General features: G+C 57.5%; 23 protein-coding genes. 5 read left to right on the top strand and 18 right to left on the bottom strand.

What is annotated here, in order from left to right; translation table 11 throughout:
- Window positions 1–77: 77 nt before the first annotated feature.
- Both KW829_RS21420 and yjdP read left to right on the top strand, forming a co-directional pair.
- Complete coding sequence (locus tag KW829_RS21420; RefSeq protein WP_218309037.1) at window positions 78–2,357, top strand: ATP-binding protein; 2,280 nt, start codon at window positions 78–80, stop codon at window positions 2,355–2,357.
- Between the two features lie 69 nt (window positions 2,358–2,426).
- Complete coding sequence (gene yjdP / locus KW829_RS21415; protein WP_089598637.1) at window positions 2,427–2,753, top strand: DDRRRQL repeat protein YjdP; 327 nt, start codon at window positions 2,427–2,429, stop codon at window positions 2,751–2,753.
- Between the two features lie 52 nt (window positions 2,754–2,805).
- Here yjdP and phnP read toward each other — a convergent pair whose 3' ends face one another.
- The 16 genes from phnP to KW829_RS21335 all read right to left on the bottom strand — a co-directional run bounded on the left by phnP (window position 2,806) and on the right by KW829_RS21335 (window position 14,701).
- Entirely contained in the window at window positions 2,806–3,564 is a 759-nt protein-coding gene (gene phnP, locus KW829_RS21410) for a phosphonate metabolism protein PhnP (protein ID WP_218309036.1), read from the bottom strand.
- Between the two features lie 9 nt (window positions 3,565–3,573).
- Window positions 3,574–4,008: an aminoalkylphosphonate N-acetyltransferase gene (gene phnO, locus KW829_RS21405; protein WP_218309035.1), complete on the bottom strand. Its 435-nt coding sequence runs from the start codon at window positions 4,006–4,008 to the stop codon at window positions 3,574–3,576.
- Window positions 4,001–4,552, bottom strand: coding sequence for a ribose 1,5-bisphosphokinase (phnN, locus tag KW829_RS21400; RefSeq protein WP_089598640.1), 552 nt, complete (start codon window positions 4,550–4,552; stop codon window positions 4,001–4,003). Before phnN ends, phnO begins: the two co-directional genes overlap by 8 nt.
- Window positions 4,549–5,685, bottom strand: coding sequence for an alpha-D-ribose 1-methylphosphonate 5-triphosphate diphosphatase (gene phnM / locus KW829_RS21395; protein ID WP_218309034.1), 1,137 nt, complete (start codon window positions 5,683–5,685; stop codon window positions 4,549–4,551). Before phnM ends, phnN begins: the two co-directional genes overlap by 4 nt.
- Window positions 5,682–6,362 (bottom strand): phosphonate C-P lyase system protein PhnL, encoded by a 681-nt coding sequence (phnL, locus tag KW829_RS21390; RefSeq protein WP_089598642.1) that lies wholly within the window; start codon window positions 6,360–6,362, stop codon window positions 5,682–5,684. The genes phnM and phnL overlap by 4 nt, the downstream gene beginning before the upstream one ends.
- Before the next feature lie 158 nt (window positions 6,363–6,520).
- Entirely contained in the window at window positions 6,521–7,276 is a 756-nt protein-coding gene (phnK, locus tag KW829_RS21385; RefSeq protein WP_218309033.1) for a phosphonate C-P lyase system protein PhnK, read from the bottom strand.
- Window positions 7,273–8,118, bottom strand: coding sequence for an alpha-D-ribose 1-methylphosphonate 5-phosphate C-P-lyase PhnJ (phnJ, locus tag KW829_RS21380; RefSeq protein ID WP_029740231.1), 846 nt, complete (start codon window positions 8,116–8,118; stop codon window positions 7,273–7,275). The genes phnK and phnJ overlap by 4 nt, the downstream gene beginning before the upstream one ends.
- Complete coding sequence (locus KW829_RS21375) at window positions 8,111–9,175, bottom strand: carbon-phosphorus lyase complex subunit PhnI (protein ID WP_218309032.1); 1,065 nt, start codon at window positions 9,173–9,175, stop codon at window positions 8,111–8,113. Before KW829_RS21375 ends, phnJ begins: the two co-directional genes overlap by 8 nt.
- The gene (phnH, locus tag KW829_RS21370; RefSeq protein WP_089598645.1) at window positions 9,175–9,759 is read right to left on the bottom strand and encodes a phosphonate C-P lyase system protein PhnH; all 585 of its coding nucleotides are present in this window, start codon (window positions 9,757–9,759) and stop codon (window positions 9,175–9,177) included. The genes KW829_RS21375 and phnH overlap by 1 nt, the downstream gene beginning before the upstream one ends.
- Window positions 9,756–10,208 carry a phosphonate C-P lyase system protein PhnG gene (gene phnG, locus KW829_RS21365; protein ID WP_109492570.1) on the bottom strand — a complete coding sequence of 151 codons (453 nt, stop codon included), beginning with the start codon at window positions 10,206–10,208 and terminating at the stop codon, window positions 9,756–9,758. The genes phnH and phnG overlap by 4 nt, the downstream gene beginning before the upstream one ends.
- Window positions 10,209–10,934, bottom strand: a complete 726-nt coding sequence (phnF, locus tag KW829_RS21360) for a phosphonate metabolism transcriptional regulator PhnF (RefSeq protein WP_042719130.1) — start codon at window positions 10,932–10,934, stop codon at window positions 10,209–10,211. It lies immediately after the preceding gene.
- Between the two features lie 20 nt (window positions 10,935–10,954).
- On the bottom strand, window positions 10,955–11,734 hold the full coding sequence (phnE, locus tag KW829_RS21355) for a phosphonate ABC transporter, permease protein PhnE (protein WP_218309031.1): 780 nt from the start codon (window positions 11,732–11,734) through the stop codon (window positions 10,955–10,957).
- Between the two features lie 117 nt (window positions 11,735–11,851).
- Window positions 11,852–12,868, bottom strand: a complete 1,017-nt coding sequence (gene phnD, locus KW829_RS21350) for a phosphonate ABC transporter substrate-binding protein (RefSeq protein WP_218309030.1) — start codon at window positions 12,866–12,868, stop codon at window positions 11,852–11,854.
- Between the two features lie 23 nt (window positions 12,869–12,891).
- Window positions 12,892–13,680: a phosphonate ABC transporter ATP-binding protein gene (gene phnC, locus KW829_RS21345; protein ID WP_089598650.1), complete on the bottom strand. Its 789-nt coding sequence runs from the start codon at window positions 13,678–13,680 to the stop codon at window positions 12,892–12,894.
- Window positions 13,681–13,853: 173 nt separating this feature from the next.
- Window positions 13,854–14,285, bottom strand: coding sequence for a VOC family metalloprotein YjdN (yjdN, locus tag KW829_RS21340; RefSeq protein WP_172698811.1), 432 nt, complete (start codon window positions 14,283–14,285; stop codon window positions 13,854–13,856).
- 80 nt (window positions 14,286–14,365) lie between these two features.
- Window positions 14,366–14,701 carry a zinc ribbon domain-containing protein YjdM gene (locus tag KW829_RS21335; RefSeq protein WP_042719123.1) on the bottom strand — a complete coding sequence of 112 codons (336 nt, stop codon included), beginning with the start codon at window positions 14,699–14,701 and terminating at the stop codon, window positions 14,366–14,368.
- Window positions 14,702–15,296: 595 nt separating this feature from the next.
- On the opposite strand from KW829_RS21335, the gene crfC reads away from it, so the two are divergent.
- Together crfC and KW829_RS21325 are read left to right on the top strand one after the other, a co-directional pair.
- Complete coding sequence (crfC, locus tag KW829_RS21330; protein ID WP_126817595.1) at window positions 15,297–17,651, top strand: clamp-binding protein CrfC; 2,355 nt, start codon at window positions 15,297–15,299, stop codon at window positions 17,649–17,651.
- On the top strand, window positions 17,648–18,523 hold the full coding sequence (locus KW829_RS21325) for a diguanylate cyclase regulator RdcB family protein (RefSeq protein ID WP_100167240.1): 876 nt from the start codon (window positions 17,648–17,650) through the stop codon (window positions 18,521–18,523). Before crfC ends, KW829_RS21325 begins: the two co-directional genes overlap by 4 nt.
- Window positions 18,524–18,582: 59 nt before the next feature.
- Here the strand turns inward: KW829_RS21325 and kdgT are convergent, their stop codons facing one another.
- Window positions 18,583–19,575, bottom strand: coding sequence for a 2-keto-3-deoxygluconate transporter (kdgT, locus tag KW829_RS21320; RefSeq protein WP_042719120.1), 993 nt, complete (start codon window positions 19,573–19,575; stop codon window positions 18,583–18,585).
- 647 nt (window positions 19,576–20,222) lie between these two features.
- Here kdgT and proP point away from each other — a divergent pair.
- Window positions 20,223–21,725: a glycine betaine/L-proline transporter ProP gene (gene proP, locus KW829_RS21315; protein ID WP_089598654.1), complete on the top strand. Its 1,503-nt coding sequence runs from the start codon at window positions 20,223–20,225 to the stop codon at window positions 21,723–21,725.
- Between the two features lie 33 nt (window positions 21,726–21,758).
- Here the strand turns inward: proP and KW829_RS21310 are convergent, their stop codons facing one another.
- Window positions 21,759–22,712 carry a nickel/cobalt transporter gene (locus KW829_RS21310; protein ID WP_218309029.1) on the bottom strand — a complete coding sequence of 318 codons (954 nt, stop codon included), beginning with the start codon at window positions 22,710–22,712 and terminating at the stop codon, window positions 21,759–21,761.
- Between the last annotated feature and the right edge of the window lie 285 nt (window positions 22,713–22,997).

Below are 22,997 nucleotides of genomic sequence, written 5' to 3'. Positions count from 1 at the left end.
TCACATTTCTCTTTTCCCTTTCCCTGTGAGAGAGGGCCAGGGTGAGGGGACACCAAATCGCAGAGGAGCCCAAATCCATGCCATCACGCCCCCCGTTTTTTGCCAGCGCCCGCGGACGCCTGCTGATTTTCAATCTGCTGGTGGTCGCCGTTACGCTGATGGTGAGCGGCGTGGCGGTACTCGGCTTTCGTCACGCCAGCCAGATCCAGGAGCAGGTGCAGCAGCAAACGCTGGATGACATGACCGGCAGCATGAACCTGGCCCGTGATACCGCTAACGTGGCGACGGCGGCGGTGCGGCTCTCCCAGGTCGTCGGGGCGCTGGAGTACAAAGGCGAAGCCGAGCGGCTGAAGCAGACCCAGATGGCGCTGCGCCACTCGCTGGAGCAGCTTGCGGAAGCGCCTCTGGCGCAGCAGGAACCGGCGCTGGTGGCGCGCATTATTCAAAGAAGTAATGAATTACAGCAGAGCGTGACGGAGATGCTTGAGCGCGGGCAGCGACGCCATCTGGAGCGTAACGCGCTGCTCAGCTCGCTATATCAAAGCCAGAGCTATCTGCGGCATCTGCAGGACATCAACCGCCGCTACAGCAGCAACGTACCGGACGTGCAGCAGCTGATGGAAATGGACAGGCTGATCGCTGCCGCCATCGACACCCCTTCGCCGCGGGCGACCGTTCAGCAGCTTGACGCCGTAACGGCAACCCTTCCCCGACGCGCCATCCAGCCTGTCGTGAACAGGGTTCTGCCTGATTTTAACGTCGAGCTGCATAAACTCGCCCCTCTGTCGAAGCAGCTGGAAGAGAGCGATCTGGCGATCAGCTGGTATATGTTCCACATCAAGGCGCTGGTGGCGATCCTCAACAGCGACATCAATCAGTACGTAGAACAGGTGGCGAACGCCTCCACGCTTCGTACCGCTCAGAGCCATCAGGAGCTGCGCTCGATCAGCGTGTTTATCAGCATTTTCGCCGTGCTGGCGCTAATCATCACCGGTTGCGCCTGCTGGTATATCTACCGCAATCTGGGCTCTAACCTGACGGCTATCTCCAGAGCGATGTCGCGCCTTGCGCACGGCGAGCAGGATGTTTCGGTGCCTGCGCTGCAGCGGCGCGATGAGCTGGGCGAGCTGGCGCGCGCGTTTAACGTTTTTGCCCGCAACACCGCCTCGCTTGAGCACACCACGCGCCTGCTGAAAGAGAAAACCACGCAAATGGAGATTGACCGCATCGAGCGTCAGGGGCTGGAAGAGGCGCTGCTGCACAGCCAGAAGATGAAGGCGGTCGGGCAGCTGACTGGCGGGCTGGCGCATGATTTTAACAACCTGCTGGCGGTGATCATCGGCAGCCTTGAGCTCACCGACACCGAATCAAAAGACGCGCCGCGCATTACCCGGGCGCTGAAGGCGGCCGAACGCGGCGCGCTGCTGACCCAGCGCCTGCTGGCGTTTTCCCGCAAGCAATCCCTGACGCCGCATGGGGTAGAGATGCTGCCGCTGCTGGAGAACCTCCGGGAACTGATGCGTCACTCACTGCCTGCAACCCTGAACCTGGAGATTGAAGCACAAACCCCGGCGTGGCCCGCGTGGATAGACGTCAGCCAGCTTGAAAACGCCATTATCAACCTGGTGATGAATGCGCGTGATGCGATGGAAGGGCAAAGCGGGGTGATAAAAATTCGCACCTGGAACCAGCGCGTGACCCGCAGCGACGGACGCAGGCAGGACATGGTGGCGCTGGAGGTCATTGACCACGGCAGCGGCATGTCGCAGGAGGTGAAATCCCGGGTCTTTGAACCGTTCTTCACCACCAAGCAGACCGGAAGCGGGAGCGGGTTAGGCCTGTCGATGGTCTATGGATTTGTGCGTCAGTCCGGCGGTCGCGTGGAGATTGAAAGCGCGCCGGGACAGGGCACCACCGTGCGGCTTCACCTTCCGCGATCGACGCTTCCCGCCGCTTCCGAGGATGAAGCGCTCTCAACCACCGCTACCGTTGAGAATGAGCGGCTGGTACTGGTGCTGGAGGACGAAGCCGATGTCCGCCAGACCCTGTGCGAGCAGCTACATCAGCTCGGCTATTTGACGCTCGAAGCGGACAACGGCGAGCAGGCGCTGAACATGCTGGCGGCGTCACCGGATATTGGCATGTTTATCAGCGACCTGATGTTGCCGGGAAGCCTGAGCGGCGCTGAGGTGATAAACCAGGTGCGCAGCCAGTATCCGCAGCTTCCGGTTCTGCTGATCAGCGGTCAGGATTTGCGACCAACGCATAATCCGCAGCTGCCCGACGTTCAGTTACTGCGTAAGCCGTTTACACGTATGCAGCTGGCACAGGCGCTGCGGAAGGTCATGGTAATTTGAGATTCCTCCGCTACCCCGGTTCCCCGCCGTTCATTATCGTAAGGCCAGTTCACCTGCGAGTCTGACCTTATGAAACGTTACTCAACTGCTCTGTTATTTGGTCTGCTGTCACTCACCAGCCAGCTGGCTCATGCCGATATTGTTGATGATGCTATTGGCAACATTCAACAGGCGATAAACGATGCTTATAACCCCAGCAGCAGTCGCAGCAGCGATGACGACGACGATCGTTACGATCGCAGCCGCCAGACCGACAGCCGCCAGTACGACGATCGCCGTCGGCAGCTTGAGGACAGACGCCAGCGCTTAGATGAGCGCCAGCGCCAGTTGGATGACGATCGCCGTCGGTTAGAAGAAGATGAGCGCAGGTTAGAAGACGATTACGATCGAGGATAAGTGCGGCCTGTTGCCCTCACCCCAACCCTCTCCCACGGGAGAGGGAGAAAACCTAATCCAGCACCAGCACCATCCCGTCATACCCCGCCTCAATCCCCTGCGGCAGCGGGTTATCCATCATCCATACGTCAAACTGATGGCTGATATGCGTCAGGATCACCTGCGGGCAGCCAATGACCTCGTTCAGCACAATCACGGTAGTTAAGTCGCAATGGTTGCGCGGCGTTTCCTCGCGCGGTTCATGGCTGCAGTCAATAATCATCGCCTGCGGCGGGTTGTTGAGCAGGAACTTCACCGTTTTCTCCGGCAGTCCGGCGGTGTCGGAAAGCCAGGCCACCCGGCTGTGGGCCGATTCCAGCAAATATCCGAAGGTCAGTTTCGAATGGTTGAGCGGCAGCGGCGTGACCCGCAGCCCCTGGAGTTCAAACATCACAAACGGCTCCAGCGTGTGGCTGAAATCCAGGATCCCCGGATGTTTAAACAGGTCGTCGCATCCCGCTTCGTCCGGCGGACCGTAAACCGGAATCGTCGCGCCCACCCCCCAGCGCAGGGGGAACAGCCCCTGAACGTGATCCATATGGTAGTGCGTGAGCAAAAACTGCTGAAAGCTGCCCGCGGGCCAGTCGTCCATCAGGTGTGGAATGCCCGCGTCCAGAAGCGTCACCGCATCGTTGAATTTGACCACCGCGCTGCAGGGGCGACGGCGATAGTTGTCCTGCAGGCGCGCCCGGCGGCAGGCCGCGCAGTCGCAACCAAAGACCGGCACCAGCTGGGCGCTACCCGTCCCCGTGAGCGTGATTGTCAGACTCATAACGCACCTCTATAGCGGTTTGGTGAAACGGAAATGGCTCTGCGTATACCCTTCACGCACGTAAAAACGGTGGGCATCAGTGCGCTTTACGCTGGTGGAGAGCTCCGTTAGCTCAGCACCAGCCAGGCGAGCGATCGCTTCCGCCCATGCCAGAAGCTGGCTGCCCACTTTGTGCCCACGCGCCTGCGGCATCACCACCAGCTCCTGGATCTCGCCGATCCAACGCGCATGGTGCAGGTGAAACTGCATGTGCAGACCGATCATGCCGATGACCTGCCCGTCCAATTCGGCAAGCTGGTAGCGCATTTTGTGATCCTGCAGGTTGGCAAGGTAGCCCGCGTGAAACGCCTGATGATCGAATTCTGCCTGCTTAAGTTCGCAGATGAGGGCGTAAACATTCTGCGCATCGTCGGCGGTGGCAGGGCGAAGCTGGCAGTCAGGCATGCTGTTTCTCCTTCTGGCGGATCAGCGTTAAAAAGGTCTCGACTGACTGTAGCAAACTTCCGTCGTTATTGAGGACGTGACAGCCCGACGGGGTGTAGCGCGCCGCACGCTCCAGGCGCTGGTCTATCTCTTTTGCACTTTCGCGGCCACGAGTTTGCAGGCGGTTACGCAAGATCTCCGGCGACACCTCTAAACAGACCGGCAGCAGGGCCGCTTCATATCGGGAACGCGCCTGCGGTAGATGCGCGCGCGAGCCGTTAACCAGCACGTCAAAACCCGCGTGCAGCCAGAGGTCGATTTCGATGCCCACGCCATAGTAAAAGCCGTTGGCGTGCCAGCTCAGCGCCAGCAGATTTTGCCCGGCGCGGGTAAAAAATTCCTGCTCGCTCAGGGCGATATGGTTTTCGCTTCCGGCGTTGGCCGCGCGGGTGATGTACCTGTGCGCGACCAACAGTCGCGCGTGTTCCTGCTGCCGCAGCGCCGACAGCAGGCTGTCTTTCCCGGAGCCGGACGGCCCCATTAACCAGATGAGTCTTCCCATCAGAACACCCTTTTTCCCTGACGCCAGACGTGGTCGATATGAACGTGTTCGCCCTTGCGGTGGGCGAGCACCAGATCCGCGCGTTTACCTTCGGCGATTTCCCCGCGATCGTGAAGATTGAGCGCGGTGGCCGGGTTTTTCGTCACCAGGCGAATCGCCTGCGGCAGCGTAAAGCTGTTGCCTTCGTCATCCGCCACCCGGAACGCCGCATCCAGCAGGCTGGCGGGGTAGTAGTCGGACGAGAGAATATCCAGCAGGCCGAGGGAGGCGAGCCTGCTTGCCGCCACGTTACCGGAGTGCGATCCGCCGCGTACGATGTTAGGCGCGCCCATCAGCACGTTCATGCCGTGCCTGCGTGAGGCTTCCGCCGCTTCGAACGTGGTGGGAAATTCGGCGATCACGCTGCCAAGTTGGTGGGATTCGAGCACGTGATCGTGCGTGGCGTCGTCATGGCTGGCCAGCGCGATGTTGCGGTCACGGCACATGGCGGCAATCTTAAGGCGGTTAGGCTGCGACCACTGTGCCGCAAGTGCCAGCTGCTCTTCCTCGTAGCGCGCCATCTCCGCATCGTTGAGAGAATATTTGCCCTGATAGTATTCGCGATACTTTTCAATGTTGGCGAACTGGCGCTGTCCGGGTGAGTGGTCCATCAGGGAGACCAGCGAGACCGGCTCGCGCCCGACCAGCTTTTCAAACAGCGGCAGGGTAGTGTGATGCGGCAGCTCGCAGCGCAGGTGCAGACGGTGCTCGGCGCGGTTGAGGCCGCGTTTTTGCGTCTCCTCCACGGCGTTGATCATCTTCTCCAGATTCTCCAGGCGATCGCCGCCGTCGCGCACGTCGCCAATGGCCACCGCGTCGAGCACGGTGGTGATGCCGCTGGCGACCATCAGCGCGTCGTGGCTGCTCATCGCCGAATGGGCGGGCCAGTCCACCTTCGGGCGCGGGGTGAAGAATTTGTCCAGATTATCGGTATGCAGTTCAATCAGCCCCGGCAGCAGCCAGCCGCCTTCGCCGTCCATCGCTTCAGGGGTACGGCTCTGGGTTTCGGCAAAGGCGCGAATAACGCCGTCCTGGATCTCGATTGAGCCGCTAACCACTTCATTTTCCAGCACCAGCCTGACGTTATTGATAATCATGCGTTTGTCCCCATCGGGTGCAGTCTGTCTGCGACGCGGCTGCGAACGGTTTCGTCGTGGAAGATCCCGACGATCGCCGCGCCGCGCGCTTTGGCCTGTTCGATCAGCTCAACCACTGCCGCGCTGTTTTTATCGTCGAGCGAGGCGGTGGGTTCATCCAGCAGCAGAATCGGGTAGTCAACGATAAACCCGCGCGCGATGTTAACGCGCTGCTGCTCGCCGCCGGAAAAGGTCGACGGGGCAAGGTGCCACAGGCGCTCCGGCACGTTGAGGCGCGTCAGCAGACTGGCTGCTTTGGCGGCGCAGGCTTCACGCGGTACGCCGAGATCCAGCAGCGGCTGCATCACCACGTCGAGCGCGGAGATCCGCGGGATCACCCGCAGAAACTGGCTGACCCAGCCGATCGTCGTGCGGCGCACGTCCAGCACCTTACGCGCGGGGGCCTGCACCAGGTCGACCCACTCATCGTTGTGACGAATGCGAATGTGGCCTTCGTCCGGCAGGTAGTTGGCGTACAGGGAGCGCAGCAGGGTGGATTTTCCGCTGCCGGAGTGGCCGTGCAGCACTACGCATTCGCCCTTGCTGACCTCTAACGAGGCGTTTTGCAGCACCGGCAGGCGCACGCCGTTTTGCTGGTGGAGCACAAAGGTCTTACTTACGTTTTGTACGTGGATCATGTTGGCCTCGCGATTCGTTTTGCTGGGTGGCGGCTTCGCCTTACCCGGCCTACAAGGTGCGGAGTTCGTTTTGCCGGGTGGCGGCTTCGCCTTACCCGGCCTACAAGGTGCGGTGTTCGTAGGCCGGGTAAGCGCAGCGCCACCCGGCGACAGCGCCCTCAGTTCTGCAATACGGACGACACCAGCAGCTGGGTGTACGGATGGTGCGGATCGTCGAGCACCCGGTCGGTTAGCCCACTTTCCACCACCTGACCCTGCTTCATCACCAGCAGGCGGTCCGCCAGCAGGCGCGCAACGCCTAAATCATGGGTGACAATCACCACCGCCAGGTTCAGTTCCATCACCAGACCGCGCAGCAGGTCGAGCAGGCGGGCCTGCACGGAGACGTCCAGCCCGCCGGTGGGTTCATCCATAAACACCAGCTTCGGGTGGGTGACCAGGTTCCGGGCGATCTGCAGACGCTGCTGCATCCCACCGGAGAAGGTTGTCGGCAGGTCGTCGATGCGCGAGGCGGGGATTTCCACCTCCTCCAGCCAGTGCTGGGCGGTGGCGCGGATGTCGCCGTAATGGCGCGCGCCGGTGGCCATCAGGCGTTCGCCGATGTTGCCTCCCGCAGAGACCTGACGGCGCAGGCCATCCATCGGGTGCTGATGGACCACGCCCCACTCGGTGCGCAGCAGGCGGCGGCGCTCGGCCTCGCTTATGCCGTAGAGGGAGTGTCCCTGATACAGGATCTCACCGTGTTGCGGCGCGAGGCGCGCGGAGATGGACTTCAGCAGCGTCGTTTTGCCGGAGCCGGACTCGCCGACGATCCCCAGCACTTCGCCCGGCCACAGCTCGAACGACACGTCGCTAAAGCCTTTGCCCGGCGCATAAAGGTGAGTCAGGTGATTAACCGAAAGCAGCGGTTTCATTGGCCGTTCGCCTCGCTCTGTTGGCGGCAGTAATCGGTGTCGGAGCAGACAAACATCCGTTTGCCCGTATCGTCCAGCACCACTTCGTCCAGATAGCTGTGTTTGGATCCGCAGATGGCGCACGGTTCGTCCCACTCCTGCACCGTAAACGGGTGATCGTCGAAATCGAGACTTTCCACGCGGGTGTAAGGCGGGACGGCGTAGATGCGTTTCTCGCGCCCGGCGCCGAACAGCTGCAGGGCGGGCATCATGTCCATCTTCGGGTTATCGAATTTCGGGATCGGCGACGGGTCCATCACATAGCGCCCATTCACCTTCACCGGGTAGGCGTAGGTGGTGGCGATATGGCCGAAGCGGGCGATATCCTCATACAGCTTCACCTGCATCACCCCGTACTCTTCCAGCGCGTGCATGGTGCGGGTTTCCGTTTCGCGCGGCTCGATAAAGCGCAGCGGCTCCGGGATCGGCACCTGGAAAATCAAAATCTGATCTTCTGTCAGCGGGGTTTCGGGGATGCGGTGACGGGTCTGGATCAGCGTCGCGTCTTCGGTTTTTTCAGTGGTGTTTACGCCGGTTACGCGCTGGAAGAAGCTGCGGATCGACACGGCGTTGGTGGTGTCGTCGGCGCCCTGGTCGATGACCTTCAGCACGTCAGACTCGCCGATCACGCTGGCGGTGATCTGAATACCGCCCGTGCCCCAGCCGTAGGGCATCGGCATTTCGCGGCCGCCGAACGGCACCTGATAGCCCGGAATGGCCACCGCTTTAAGTATCGCGCGGCGGATCATGCGTTTGGTTTGCTCGTCCAGATAGGCAAAGTTGTAGCCGCTTAAGTTAGCCATTGGCGCGCTCCCGTTGCAGGCGTTTCAGCAGTTCCAGTTCAGCCTGGAAATCGACGTAGTGCGGCAGCTTGAGGTGCGAGACAAAACCGGCGGCCTCAACGTTATCCGCGTGGGCCAGCACGAACTCTTCGTCCTGCGCCGGGCCTGCAATGTGCTCGCCGTAGTCCGGTGCCTGGAGTGCGCGGTCGACCAGCGCCATTGCCATGGCTTTGCGCTCGCCGAGGCCGAACACCAGCCCGTAACCGCGGGTAAAGTGAGGGTCTTCATTTTCGGGCGCGACAAAACCGTTCACCATTTCACATTCGGTCATCAGCAGTTCGCCGACGTTTACCGCAAAACCCAGCTCTTCCGGCACGATTTCGACGTCGATGTAGCCGCTGCGGATCTCGGCCGCAAACGGGTGGTTGCGCCCGTAGCCGCGCTGGGTGGAGTAGGACAGCGCCAGCAGATAGCCTTCGTCGCCGCGCATCAGCTGCTGCAGGCGGGACGAGCGCGAGCACGGGTAAACCGGCGGCGTGCGGGTGATGTCATCCGGCTGCGCGCCAGAATCTTCTTCCGCCTTCGCCAGGCCCTGTTTCGCCAGCAGGCTGAAGACGTGCGGAGATGGTTCTTGTTCGGCGTCAGAGGTGCTGAGCTGCGGTGCTTCGCCGTTCGCCAGCAGGGTAAAATCCAGCAGGCGATGGGTGTAGTCGTAGGTGGGGCCAAGCAACTGGCTGCCGGGAATGTCTTTATAAACGGCAGAAATGCGGCGCTCCAGGCGCATCTGTGACGTGTTGACCGGCTCGCTCACCGCCAGTTTGGCAAGCGTGGTGCGGTAGGCACGCAGCAGGAAGATGGCTTCGACGTTATCGCCGCTGGCCTGCTTCAGGGCCAGCGCCGCCAGCTCGCGGTCGGCGATGCCGCCCTCGGTCATCACGCGGTCGACGGCGAGGTTTAACTGCTGCTCAATCTGGGCGACGCTCAGCTCGGGAAGCCGTTCATCGCCCCGTCGTCTGTGCGCCTGCAGCGCATGGGCGGCGGCGATCGCTTTTTCGCCCCCTTTGACGGCAACGTACATCAGCACACCTCCACGTGGGTGGTCCGCGGGATCGCCAGCAGGCGCTCGCCGCAGGTCAGGATCAGGTCAATGCCCAGCGGGAACGGGTGCGGGCGTTCGGTCAGCTCGTGAATGATGCACTCCGGCAGCTGCGGCGCGACCATGCGTTCTTCGGCAATGCCTGCGCCCGTCAGGCGCAGCATGCGGCCGCCGCTCAGGCTGGAAACCTGCAGGATCAGCGTGGCGCTGGTCTCCGGGGCGACGGCGCTGCCTTCACTCAGGGCGTTAAGCTGTTCATGGCTGATTTGCTCATCGGCCACGGCAAAGATTGCCTGCTGGGGCTGATCAACCAGCGGGGCGCTGGTGTGAAAACGCAGGTTCTGGCTGGCGATATCGTTGGATAATGCGCCTGAAAGCCAAACAGGCGTGTCGTTATCGGCAAGCGTCAGCAGCACGCTGGTGGTCGCCAGGTTCAGCGGCAGCCAGCCCTGTGAAAGCTGGTGCAGCGAGACGATCACGCCCGGCTCGCTCATCGCCTTCAGCAGGCGACGAAAACTGTGTTGGGCATCCTGAACGGCCAGGGTAAAAGCAGGTTGAAGCGTCATGCGTTGTCTCCGCGAACGAGCGTAAAGAAGTCGACCCGGCTGGTGTTCACTTCGGCCTGACGTGCGGCAATGCGCGCGGCGCGGTCGGCTTCCAGCGGGGCAATAAGGGTTTCCATTAACGTCTGGAAATGCGGCTGTTCCTGTAAAAGCGCGTCGATCACCGCGCAGCGCTCGGCGTGGGCTTTGTCGCGCCCCAGCACGTAGCTGTAGCCCAGCGTGCCGCTGTTCAGACGGATTGCTGCACGGGTGAGGGTGGCGTCTCCGGCGAAGAAGCGCTCGCCGGTGCCGCCCATGCGCGCCTGGATTTGTACCAGGCCAATCTCCGGTGCGCGGAGGGTGTCGTAATCAGGTGCCAGGCTAAGGGCGCTCATGCGGGCAGAGAGCGCAGCAGGCTGGCTGTGGGCCAGCACGCGCATCCAGCGCTGTCGGGTGGCGATGTCGAAGTGCATTCAGTGCTCCATGGTGAATTCGATCATGTCGGCGCGGGTCAGGCTGACGGAGTATTCCGTCGCGTTGATCTCGCCGTCACGGTGGTTGAGGGTGCGTACGCAGAGCAGCGGAGCCATGTTGGGAATTTCGAGAACCTTGCTCTCTTTCGCCTGCGCGCGACGGGCGCTGATGCGTGTCTGGGTGCGCTTGAGCGCAATGCCTGTCGCATCCTGAAGAAAATCATGCAGCGAGCCGCTGGAGAAACGCTGGAGCACGGGCCAGAGGGCGAGGTCCGCGAAGTAGTGGTCTATCTGGCATACCGCCACGCCGTTCACCCGGCGCAACGTGCGCAGGTGGATGACGTTATCGCCCTCCTGAATGCCCAGCGCGTCCGCCACGTGGCTGGAGGCCGGGCGCAATACCGAGAGCAGCTTTTCGCTGGTAGGGTGGCTGCCCTGATCCAGCAGGTTCTGGCTAAAGCGCGCCTGGGCGTTTAGCGGGTAGTCGAACGGGCGCATCAGCACCAGCACGCCCACGCCCTGACGGCGCTGGACCCAGCCGCGCTCGACCAGCTGGTCAATGGCGCGGCGCAGGGTGTGGCGGTTCACTTCGTAGCGGTCAGCAAGCTGTTGTTCAGCAGGCAGGTAGTCTCCGCAGCGGTAGTGCGTGCGCAACTCCACTTCGAGCTTTGCCGCAATTTCTTGCCAGCGGGTGGGGTAACTGGTCGGATGTCTGGATAAGTGCATAGAAAACAAAGCCTCGCTTCTCAGATGAAGTGCTTACGCAAACGTTGAGAGAGGAAATCCAGCAGGCTGACGGTGATGATGATGAGCACCATCAGGGCGCAGGTTTGCTGGAACTGGAAACCGCGAATGGCTTCCCACAAAGTGACGCCAATCCCGCCTGCGCCCACCATGCCGACCACGGTGGCGGAGCGGACATTGGACTCAAATCGGTACAGGGAGTAGGAGATCAGCAGCGGCATCACCTGAGGCAGGACGCCGTAAAGGATCTCTTCGATTTTGTTGGCGCCCGTTGCGCGAATGCCTTCTACCGGGCCGGGCTCGATGGCTTCGACCGCTTCTGAGAGCAGCTTGGAGAGTACGCCTGTGGTGTGGATGAACAGCGCCATCACGCCCGCGAACGGACCCAGGCCGACGGCGACCACGAACAGCATGGCGAACACCATTTCGTTAATGGCGCGGCAGGCATCCATCAGGCGACGCATCGGCTGGTATATCCACCACGGCACGATGTTCTCGGCGCTCATCAGGCCAAACGGAATGGAGATAACGACGGCAAGGGCGGTGCCCCAGACAGCGATTTGCAGGGTGATCGCCATTTCGCCAAGGTAGTCCTGCCACTGGCTGAAGTCCGGCGGGAAGAAGTCGGCGGCGAAGGTGACCATGTTGCCGGAATCTTTGAAGAGCAGCAGCGGGTCCATTTCCGCGCCCTTCCAGGAGATAACCAGCACCGCCAGCAGGATGGCCCAGCTGATGAGTGAGAACCAGCTGCGCTTTGGCGGTGGGAGGGTGATGGTTTGCATGTTGGCTCCTTTGGTTTTAGTCCCCTCTCCCTTGAGGGAGAGGGTTAGGGTGAGGGGGAAATGTGCGCGCTGATGCCCTCACCCCGACCCTCTCCCACAGGGAGAGGGAGAAAAGTGTTACTGCACCGCTTTATTCACGCTGGTCATTGCACCGAGCGCGGCAGTCAGGCGGTCGAGATCGTCCAGCTGGGCCTGAATTTCAGAGACTTTGCTGGTCTTCTCGTCTTCCTTAAGGCCTTTGTTGTCCTTCACGCTCTGCATCTGCTTGAACAGCGCCAGCTGGCGAATGGGAACCAGCTGCAGGTCGCTTGACGCGCGGAACGGTGCCCAGCCCAGATGTTCAAGAACCGCTTTCTCTTCCGGCGTTTTGCCGTAGCTCATAAAGAAGTCGTACACCTTCTCCTTGGTGCTTTCGGTGAGGTTTTTACGCCACACGATCGGGTCGCCCGGGATCAGCGGCGATTTCCAGATAACCTTCAGCTCTTTCAGCTTGTCCGGCGCGGAGGTCTTCAGCTTGTCGAGGTTTTCGGTGTTGTTAGTGGCAACGTCCACCTGCTTGTTGGCAACGGCCAGGGCGTTGGTTTCGTGGCTGGCGTTGACGGTGCGCTTGAAGTCGCTGGCGGAGGCGTTGTTTTTGGCGAAGACGTAGTAGCCAGGGACGAGGAAGCCGGAAGTGGAGTTCGGATCGCCATTGCCGAAGGTCAGCTCTTTGCGTTTGGCGAGCATGTCGTTGAGGTTGTTGATCGGGCTGTCTTTGTTCACGATCAGCACGCTCCAGTAGCCCGGGGAGCCATCTGCTGCGACGGTCTGGGCGAAGACCTGTCCGTTCGCGCGGTCTACTGCCTCCATGGCGGAGAGGTTGCCGTACCAGGCGATGTCCACTTTATTAAAGCGCATCCCCTGGATGATGCCCGCGTAGTCCGGGGCGAAGAAGGCGTTCACTTTGATCCCCAGTTTGGTTTCCATATCTTTCAGGAACGGTTCCCACTGGGGTTTCAGGTTCTGCTGTGATTCCGTCGAAATGATGCCAAAGTTCAGCGCTTTTTCCTGCTCCTCGGCGTAGGCCGGGCTTAACAGGGTGCTGATGCTGAACATGCTGGTGAAGGCCAGCGCGGCAACCGTTTTATAGCTCATTTCCATTCCTCGTTATGGGGACGTTAAGCAGCCTGCGCGTTCTCTTCGACGCGATTAATGCTGCGGTAGAGATGGTCAAAACGTTCGTTATCAAACTGATGGCTCGCGCCATCAAAGAACACGTGCCCCTGACGCAGGGCGACGATGCGCTCGCAGTAGCGCAATGCGTAATCCACCTGATGCAGCGTCACCACCACGGTGATGCCGTCGTGCTGGTTAATGTCGCGCAGGGTTTCCATCACAATGCGCGCCGATTCCGGGTCCAGCGAGGCGATGGGTTCATCGGCAAGAATGATTTTTGCTTTCTGCATCAGCGCGCGGGCGATGGCGACGCGCTGTTGTTGTCCACCGGACAGGGTGGAGACGCGCTGGTGGGCAAAATGCGCCATACCGACGCGCGTTAGCGCCTGCAGCGCTTCTTGTTTCTGAGAAGGGGAGAACCAGCGCAGGCAGGTACGCCAGAACGGGGTGCTGCCGAGTGCGCCAATCAGCACGTTCTCCAGCACCGTCAGGCGGTTCACCAGATTGAACTGCTGGAAGATGTAGCCCGTCTGGGCGCGGCTTTTGCGAATATCGCTCGCCAGACGGCCTGCACGCTGCACGGTGTTACCCAGCAGTTCGACGTGACTTTCCGGGGTTTTATCGCAGGTAATGAGGCCGCTTAAATGGCGCAGAAGGGTGGATTTGCCTGAGCCAGAAGGCCCGAGAAGCGCCACCATGTCGCCCTGCTGGACGGTCAGATCAACGGCATGCAGCGCCTTGTTGTGGTGGAAGGTCTTGCTCAGTTTCTCGACGCGAATGACGGTTTGCATGGGCTGGGCCTCACAATAAATGTGGCCTCATGCTGGCGCATCAATATGACATTTGGGTTAAGTCTGGGTTGCGGGAATTTGAAGAGTTGAGGGGAGTTTGATGACAATCACTGTAGGCCCGGTAAGCGCAGCGCCACCGGGCGCTGTTGCCGGATGCGCTGCGCTTATCCGACCTACGATTTAACGACGTTAATCATCCACGGCACACCGTATTTATCGGTGACCTTACCGAAGCCGTGCGCCCAGAAGGTTTCCTGCCAGGCCATTTCGACATTTCCGCCCACGGCAAGACTGTCGAACCAGCGCTTACCTTCTGCCACGTCCTGGGTGTCGAGCACCAGCGTGAACCCGGCGTATTGCGCGCTGCTGCCGGGCGGTAACCCGTCGCTCATCATGATATCGCTGCCCGCAATGCGAACGTTGGAGTGAGCGATGGCGGAATCCGGAAACTGCATGCCGGACGGACAGCCTTCTTCGCTGTTTCCGTCTTTTGGCATTTCGCCGAAGGTGATTTTATAGAGAAGTTCTGCGCCGACGGCCTGCTGATAGAAGGCGGTGGCCTCAGCACAGTTACCGGCGAAAGAGATGTAGGGACTTAATGGCATAATCATTACCTCAGGTAAGAGAAGCCCATTAAGTTTAGTTATTGTAGGCCCGGTAAGCGAAGCGCCACCGGGCGGATAAATCAGTTCTTTTTCACGAACTCAGATTTCAGTTTCATTGGACCGAAACCGTCAATTTTGCAATCGATGTTGTGATCGCCTTCAACCAGACGGATATTCTTCACTTTGGTGCCGATCTTCAGCATGGAAGAGCTACCTTTCACCTTCAGATCTTTCACCACGGTGACGCTGTCGCCGTCGGCCAGAAGGTTGCCGTTCGCATCTTTTACGATGAGGGTATCGCTGTCCTGCGACGGCTCTGCGTCATTCCATTCATGTGCGCATTCCGGGCAGATGAACATGCCATTATCTTCATAAGTATATTCAGAATTGCATTTCGGGCAGTGTGGGAGTTGCATGTCGGTATCCTCAAAAAAGTGTTAACACGCTGGAAAGTGCCAGCTAAATGACGGCAGAGTGCCGAAAAAGGCGGCAAGTATAACGCAAATCCACACTTTTGTCGGTGCTATTGCATAATAAAAAAAATGCAAAAATTGTGTGGCGAGTGACACTTGCTGTCAGTCAGTTAAGCGATGCTTGACGCATTAAGACGATGGAAAGAAATGATGCTAAATATATCGAATATTTTATTGCATCAAATTGCTACGCTCTTCCATTTCGGATAAGGTTAAGCAACAAGTTGTTATTTATCCACGTTCACCAACGCCATTCATCCCATGGTGGCGGGGAATTACCTCTCTTTTTAGGTGGGTAAATAGCAATGATATATCCTGATGTTTCCTGAAAATGAGCTACGCTTTTTATCTTTTGGCTTTCCGCCAAGGGGGCCGTTTTACACGCCTTGCAAGGATGGTTATTTATTTCTTATTGCCATCAATTGGTTATATTTTGCGAACATGTTTTCCATACGTGATCATATAAGCCGAAACAGCATAATCAAAACAAAGTGGCTTAATAAAAGTAATAAATTTGCGTTAAGGAAAGGCTTTTATCATGCACACACAGACCATTTTTGAATTAAGCCAGGAAGCTGAGCGTCTGTTGCAGCTCGCGCTACAGAATCTTGAGACGTTGAAATCAATGCCAGGTACGATGCTGGATAGCGCGACGGCCGCATTGAGAGGCGGTAATAATAATGTATTGCCTTTACATTTCAGCGCCCGTGGCGTCGATGCTCAGCAGGCGATGCTAAATAATGAATTGCGCAAAATAACCCGTCTCGAAATGGTATTGGCCATTGTCGGGACCATGAAGGCGGGTAAATCAACCACCATTAATGCGATTGTGGGTACCGAGGTATTGCCGAACCGCAATCGGCCAATGACCGCGCTCCCGACGCTGATCCGCCATACGCCGGGTCAAAAGGAGCCTGTACTTCATTTCTCGCATGTCTCTCCTATTGATGCGTTGATTCTGCAATTGCAGAAAAAGCTCTGCGATGACGATCGCGGTAAGCTGGCCCAGCGTCTGGAAATAGATAAAGACATGAATACCCTGCTGGAGCGTATCGAAAAAGGTGAGCCATTTGAAAAGCATCATCTGGGCGCAGAGCCGATATTCCATTGTCTGAAAAGCCTTAACGACCTGGTACGCCTCTCTCTGGCGCTGGGCGTGGATTTTCCGTTTTCCGAATACACGGCAATTGAACATATTCCGGTCATTGAGGTGGAGTTTGTCCATCTCGCAGGGCTGGATGCCCATTTGGGTCAACTGACGTTACTCGACACACCGGGGCCAAATGAAGCCGGACAGCCGCATCTGCAAAAAATGCTCAGCGAGCAGTTGGCTCGCGCCTCGGCTGTTCTGGCGGTGATGGACTACACCCAGCTTAAATCGATTTCCGATGAAGAGGTCCGTCAGGCGATCTCGGTGGCGGGTAAATCGGTCCCCCTGTATGCGCTGGTCAATAAGTTCGATCAGAAAGACCGTAACAGCGATGACGAGGAACAGGTCCGGGCGTTGATTTCCGGCACATTAATGAAGGGGAATATTTCGCCTGGGCAGATTTACCCGGTTTCCTCGATGTGGGCCTACCTGGCCAATCGTGCCCGCTATGAGATGGCCGCTAACGGACGGCTCCCTGACCATCAGGCGCAGCGCTGGGTGCAGGATTTTGCCGAGGCGGCGCTGGGACGTCGCTGGCGAACAGCCGATCTGGACGATATCGACCATATCCGTCACGCCGCGGACCTGCTGTGGGAAGACTCGTTGTTTGAACAACCCATCCGTAAGCTGATTTACGCCGCGTATGCTAACGCCTCGCTGTTTGCCCTGCGTTCGGCATCCCACAAGCTGCTCAACTATGCGCAGAATGCCCGGGAGTATCTCGATTTTCGCTATCAGGGGCTGACCGTGGCCTTCGACGAGCTGGAGTTGAATATTGTCCGGCTTGAGGACGACATGGCGCTAATAAAAACGCGTCAGAGCGTGGTCAGCGATGAAGTGCAACACGAAGTTGAAGAGGCGCTTAGCGCAACAGATGAGTTCATGGCGCGGCAAAAGCACGCGCTGAAACAGGCCATTGGGCAGGTCTTTAGTCACGGCAATATCATGGGGGTCGCTGGTATCGATCCGCTGAATGTGCGAAACGACGCAGTGGAAGAGGCACATCATCTGGTGCTGGACGACGAAGGACAGGCGCAGGTTGTACTGAGTAAGATCAGCTCCTCTTGTGAACTGATTATGCTGGATGCGCAGGATAAGATCTGTCGAGAGCTGGCGTTGCGCTTCGATCAGCTGGAATCCACGCTGGCACGTTCGTTGAATGAGGCCATGCGCCCCATAGAGACGCGGATTAAAGCGCAGCTGAGCCATGCGGGTTTTCGGGCGCGGATCAGTTTCCCTGCGTTTCAGCCTAATCAGCTGAACTTCAACACGCGTGCGCTGTTTAACGATGCCATTGCGATGGATAGCCGTCCGGCAGGGCGAACCTCGGGGACGGGCAGCATGCGTGAAACCGTCTCGCGCTGGTTGAACAATCCGGGCTGGGGCTGGGAGGACGCTGTCGCGACGCGTACACGATACGTCATCGATATCGCGCAGCTTCATGACAAATTTAAGCAACATATCGACCAGTTTTGTGAACAAATAGGTAAAGCTTTGGCCGCGCAGGTCGATGTTTCTGTTACGGCAGGTATGGCGACATTCTTTGCGGAATTTTCATTATGCCTGACCGGGTTACAGGAAAGCTTGCGTGATAGCCTCGCAGTGCGTCAGCAAAATGAGCATTCGACACGAGCGCTCAGCCAGATGCTGAAGCAAAGTCTTACGACTGCAACGTGGATTCAGGAAGATACCCGACTGTTACGCGATGATATTCAAACCCTATTCGCGGCAGAGCAACCATGACAACACAGCTACTGGACGGTCCCGGGCGGACGCTGGAGTGTATTCACCCCAAATTTATGGTCGATCTGGTTCAGGGCGTGGACGCTGCGCGTCATCCCCATCTGGGGCCGCAGCAGCTGCAGTTTCGTGAACGTTTGACGCAGGAAATCATGACGCACACCCGGCTACGGCCGTGGGCGATGTCGGGAATGTTCACCGAAAATACGGCATTGCGGCTGGGGCTGGCGGAGAAGCTGGCCGGAATGCTCGATCCTGGCCATCTGGCACTGACCCGTATGTCCGATAAATTGCTGGCGCTTCGGCAGCAGACGAACCCGCGCACCGTTCAGCCTCCGGGTCTGATACAGCAGTATGAAGAACTCACCGCTCACTTTAGCCAGCGTGCGGCTTATAAAGAGAAAGCGCTGACGCAGCGTGGGCTCACGGTTCAGGCGGGTGAGCATAGCGAGCAGATTTTTACCCGCTGGCGTGCCGGCCAATACGACAGTTGGTCTTTGGCTGGCCGCTGTTACGTTGTTCTGGAAGAGTTGCGCTGGGGGCCGTTTGGTGATGCGTGCCGGCTGGCAAATGACGATGTGGCGGCCATGCTCAAGGATAACCTGCGCAGCATGGCGGCGAATTATCTTGCTCAGGGTATTAATGCCTCTCCCACCACCCGACACTTTTACCCTCAATGGCTGACAACATCCGCCTCCCCCGGTCTGATGGATTACAAGGATATGCTTGGCTGGTTGGGGGACTGGTGCCTGGCGGATAAACATCCGGTGTGTTGGTCGGTGACGCAGAGCTGGCAGACTGTCGCGTTGGGCATGCCAAGGCTCTGTTCGGCAAAACGGCTGGTGGATGGGATGGTGGAAGAGATTTTTGGCTGATCCCTTCCCCCTCACCCTAACCCTCTCCCCGCAGGGGAGAGGGGATGGTTTGGTGCGGTTTAATGATTCATTTCTACTGGTTTCGGTTCAGGCTGAGTCTCTTGCACATTCCCGTAGCGTTTCGCATACAGCGCCGTGATGATGGGGACCAGAATCGCGGTGACGATCACGCTGGCGGCAACCAGCGCTGTGGCTGACGCGGCGACCGGTTCGAAGGCTGGGTTAATTTGGGCAATAATCACCGGGTTTGCGACGGCAGCCCCGGCGGCCGAAGACGCGGCGACACCCGCGGTTCCATTTCCGCCCCCAATCACGCGGTCAGCAATAATCAGCGGAATACCGGTGATGATGATGACGGCAACACCCAGCACAATACCCAGCAGGCCGGTATCCAGGATCACGTTCAGGTTGATAGTGTTACCCAGTGCGAAGCCAAAGAACGGAATCAGCACCGGCGTAGCTTTGCTGAAGAAGTCGCGTAAATCGTGATCCAGATTACCCAGCGCAAAACCGATCAGGAATGGCAGGATCGCACCGACAAAGTGGTGAGGTTCAAAGGAGGCAAGACCGGCAGAGCCCAGGATCAACATGGTCATCAGCGGGCCGGACTCCAGCGACATCAGCACGAACGCACCGGATTCTTCCTTGGTGCCGTACTGATTCATCAGGCTGGCATACAGGCCACCGTTGGTCATATCCATCGCTGACACGATGGCCAGCACGGATAATCCGGCAAAGAATCCGGTCTGAATGCCGTTCTCCGGAATGAACATCGCACAGATCATTGCAACAACCCAGGCGACGGCAATTTTTGTGATAACCAGTGTGCCTGATTTGCGTAATACCGTCCCCGTGGCACGTAAATTAATGGATGCGCCGATACAAAAGAACCATACCGCCAGAATCGGTACCGTTCCGCTAATCATGCCTTTTGTGAATCCACCAAAATAAGCACCGGTATTCGGTGCCAGTGTATTTAAGATCGCACCCAGTACCAGCGGAACCAACATCATTCCGCCGGGAATACGTTCTATTGTGGCTTTAATCTTCATGTTTAACCCTCGCATCTCGCCCCGCGTATCTGGCGGAAAGCTTCAAAAAAATAAATAAACAAATTCAATGAATTAAATGCCTTTTTGAGGGGCTAATTCGTTATCCATGCAATAAAATTAAATGAGTGCCTTCCGATTCTTTTGTTCGAAAGCACTGGGGATGATGTTTGCGGATTTATGATGCGATCTTTGGAATTGCGATTCAATGAAAATAAAACAGCGTTTTAGTTATCTCGATCACATAATGAATGTAAACAAAGGATGCGGCATTTTATTATTAAAATTTATGTAAATCTGATGTGAAGGATTGTGGCTTAATCTTTTGCTGAGACCCGAATAATAACGTACGTAAGCATATTTTTTAGGCCGCTTGAGTAAGTACGTATTCGCAGGAATTGACAAAGTCTGACGTCATTTGACGAACAGGAAAAAGATATGTGAAGTTGATCACATATATAAACACTGGTAGGGTAAAAAGGTCATTAACTGCCCAGGCAGGCGTCAACAGGTTCGGTTGTATCGACGTGAAACGTCAATGTAAGTAAACCTGCTACGCTTGAATAAGGCGATTCGCATGGAGCGAATCCCAGGTTCACAGAACGCGAGTTAGCTGTGGAACGGACAGGGCTGAGTCTACGAGGAAAGCTATGCTAAGAAGGAAAAAGGTTAAACCCATTACGCTTCGCGATGTCACGATTATCGATGACGCAAAACTGCGTAAAGCGATCACCGCCGCCTCGCTCGGTAATGCGATGGAATGGTTCGATTTTGGTGTCTACGGTTTTGTTGCCTATGCATTAGGTAAAGTGTTCTTCCCCGGTGCCGACCCAAGCCTGCAGATGATTGCCGCGCTGGGTACGTTCTCCGTTCCCTTCCTGATTCGCCCTCTGGGTGGTCTGTTCTTCGGTATGCTCGGTGACAAATACGGTCGCCAGAAAATACTCGCTATCACCATTGTTATTATGTCGATCAGTACATTCTGTATCGGCCTGATACCGTCCTACGCCACCATAGGCATCTGGGCACCGATTTTGCTGCTGCTCTGTAAAATGGCGCAGGGCTTCTCCGTCGGGGGCGAGTATACCGGTGCGTCGATCTTCGTTGCGGAGTATTCACCTGACCGTAAGCGTGGCTTTATGGGCAGCTGGCTGGACTTCGGTTCGATTGCCGGGTTTGTGATGGGCGCAGGTGTCGTGGTGCTGATTTCAACCGTGGTGGGTGAAGAGAACTTCCTCGAATGGGGCTGGCGTATTCCGTTCTTTATCGCGCTGCCGCTGGGCATCATCGGTCTTTACCTGCGTCATGCGCTGGAAGAGACGCCAGCGTTCCAGCAGCACGTTGAAAAGCTGGAGCAGGGAGATCGCGAAGGGCTGCAGGAAGGCCCGAAAGTATCGTTCAAAGAGATTGCCACCAAACACTGGCGCAGCCTGCTGACCTGTATCGGTCTGGTGATTTCCACCAACGTGACCTACTACATGCTGCTGACCTACATGCCGAGCTATCTGTCGCATAACCTGCACTACTCGGAAGATCACGGTGTGCTGATTATTATCGCCATCATGGTGGGTATGCTGTTTGTGCAGCCGATTATGGGGCTGCTGAGTGACCGCTTTGGCCGTCGACCGTTCATCATCCTCGGCAGTGTGGCGCTGTTTGCGCTGGCGATCCCGGCCTTTATTCTGATTAACAGTAATGTGCTGGGTCTGATTTTCGCGGGCCTGCTGATGTTGGCGGTGATCCTGAACTGCTTTATCGGGGTGATGGCGTCAACATTGCCTGCGATGTTCCCGACGCACATTCGTTATAGTGCGCTGGCGGCGGCGTTCAACATCTCGGTTCTGATTGCGGGCCTGACGCCGACGCTTGCCGCCTCTCTGGTGGAAAGCACGCAGAACCTGATGATGCCTGCTTATTATCTGATGGTTATTGCAGTCATTGGCCTGGCAACCGGTCTTACCATGAAGGAGACGGCGAACCGTCCTCTGAAAGGGGCGACGCCTGCGGCATCCGATATTCAGGAAGCAAAAGAGATCCTGCGTGAGCACTACGATAACGTAGAGCAGAAGATAGAGGATATTGATGCAGAGATTGAAGAGCTGCAGAAGAAACGCTCTCGCCTTGTTGATCAACATCCACGGATTAACGAGTAATAATGAAACCCGCCGCTGGCGGGTTTTCTTTTATTAGCATCCGGCGGCAATGTAGTCGCCGTTGGCGCTGATGGGGATCACCGTCAGGAACAGGACGGTGGCGAACAGAATCAGCACGATCCCTCCCGCGATTTTCACGACAGGGACCAGCCAGCTCAGCGTTGACCCGCCACCGAAATACGCCACCGTGCGTTCACGGGCATAACGTACCGCCAGCGAGAGACCCATAATAGAAAGCGCTGTACCCAGTGACATGGTCATCACCGCGGCGATCCCCCAGGTGACAATGCCGAGCGCATTCGAGAACATCAGGATCATGATCGCGCCGCTGCACGGTCGCGCGCCAATCGCCATCACCACGCCCAGACGCGTTTTCCAGTCGCCTTTTGTCAGATCGCTTCCTACGCCATGATGACCACAACCGCAATGCTCATCATGCTGGTGGAAGGGCTTGAGCGAGGAAATTGTCATTCGACGCGGCCGTAGGTTTTTCAGTGCCTGATAAATCATATATGCGCCGAATGCGCCAATAAGGACGGCGCTGACCTTCTCTACATACCATCGGCTGGTGCTGATATCCCCCGAGGCGAGGTTAAATCCTATCGCCAGTATAAAGACAAAGAGTATGGCGCTGACGCCCTGCATCAGGCTGCCGAGAAACGGCACAACCCGGGCGGCCAATTCGCTTTCTTTATTTGTACTGAGATAGGTGGTGACAATGAATTTGCCATGCCCCGGTCCGATGGCGTGAAGTACGCCATAAAGGAAGGCACCGGTGAGTAGCCACAGACCGCCGCTGTACTGATGGTTATTCAGCTGGAGCAAGTACATCACCAGATAGCGATGTAAGGTGATCTGGGTGGCGAGGCACCACTGAATAAAGGCATTCCAGTGCGTATGGAGCGTAAAACCTGCAAAGAGAAGTACCAGCACCATCAGGCCTGCTGTGGGGATGCGCCAGTCACGGGTGAGACGTTGTGTGGTCATGGGAGGAGCCTGCAGGGGGAATATTTGTCGCTAGTATAGTGGATTTAAGGGATGACTGTGGATAAGTCTGTGTGTAAAAAGGTATAAGGCGGGGTTTTGCTGTGTAATGCAGCAGTCAGTCATTTTTCTGTCATTTAGCGGTTGCGGCCTGCGGAGAACTCCCTATAATGCGCCTCCATCGACACGGAACATGTGAATCACTTCACAAACAGCCGGGTCGGTTGAAGAGAAAAAATCCTGAAATAACGGGTTGACTCTGAAAGAGGAAAGCGTAATATACGCCAC

Source organism: Enterobacter sp. ENT02 (assembly GCF_019219165.1).
Classification (GTDB): domain Bacteria; phylum Pseudomonadota; class Gammaproteobacteria; order Enterobacterales; family Enterobacteriaceae; genus Enterobacter; species Enterobacter mori.
The sequence above is the reverse complement of the archived record's forward strand: the minus strand, read 5'-3'. Positions and strand labels throughout refer to the sequence as shown.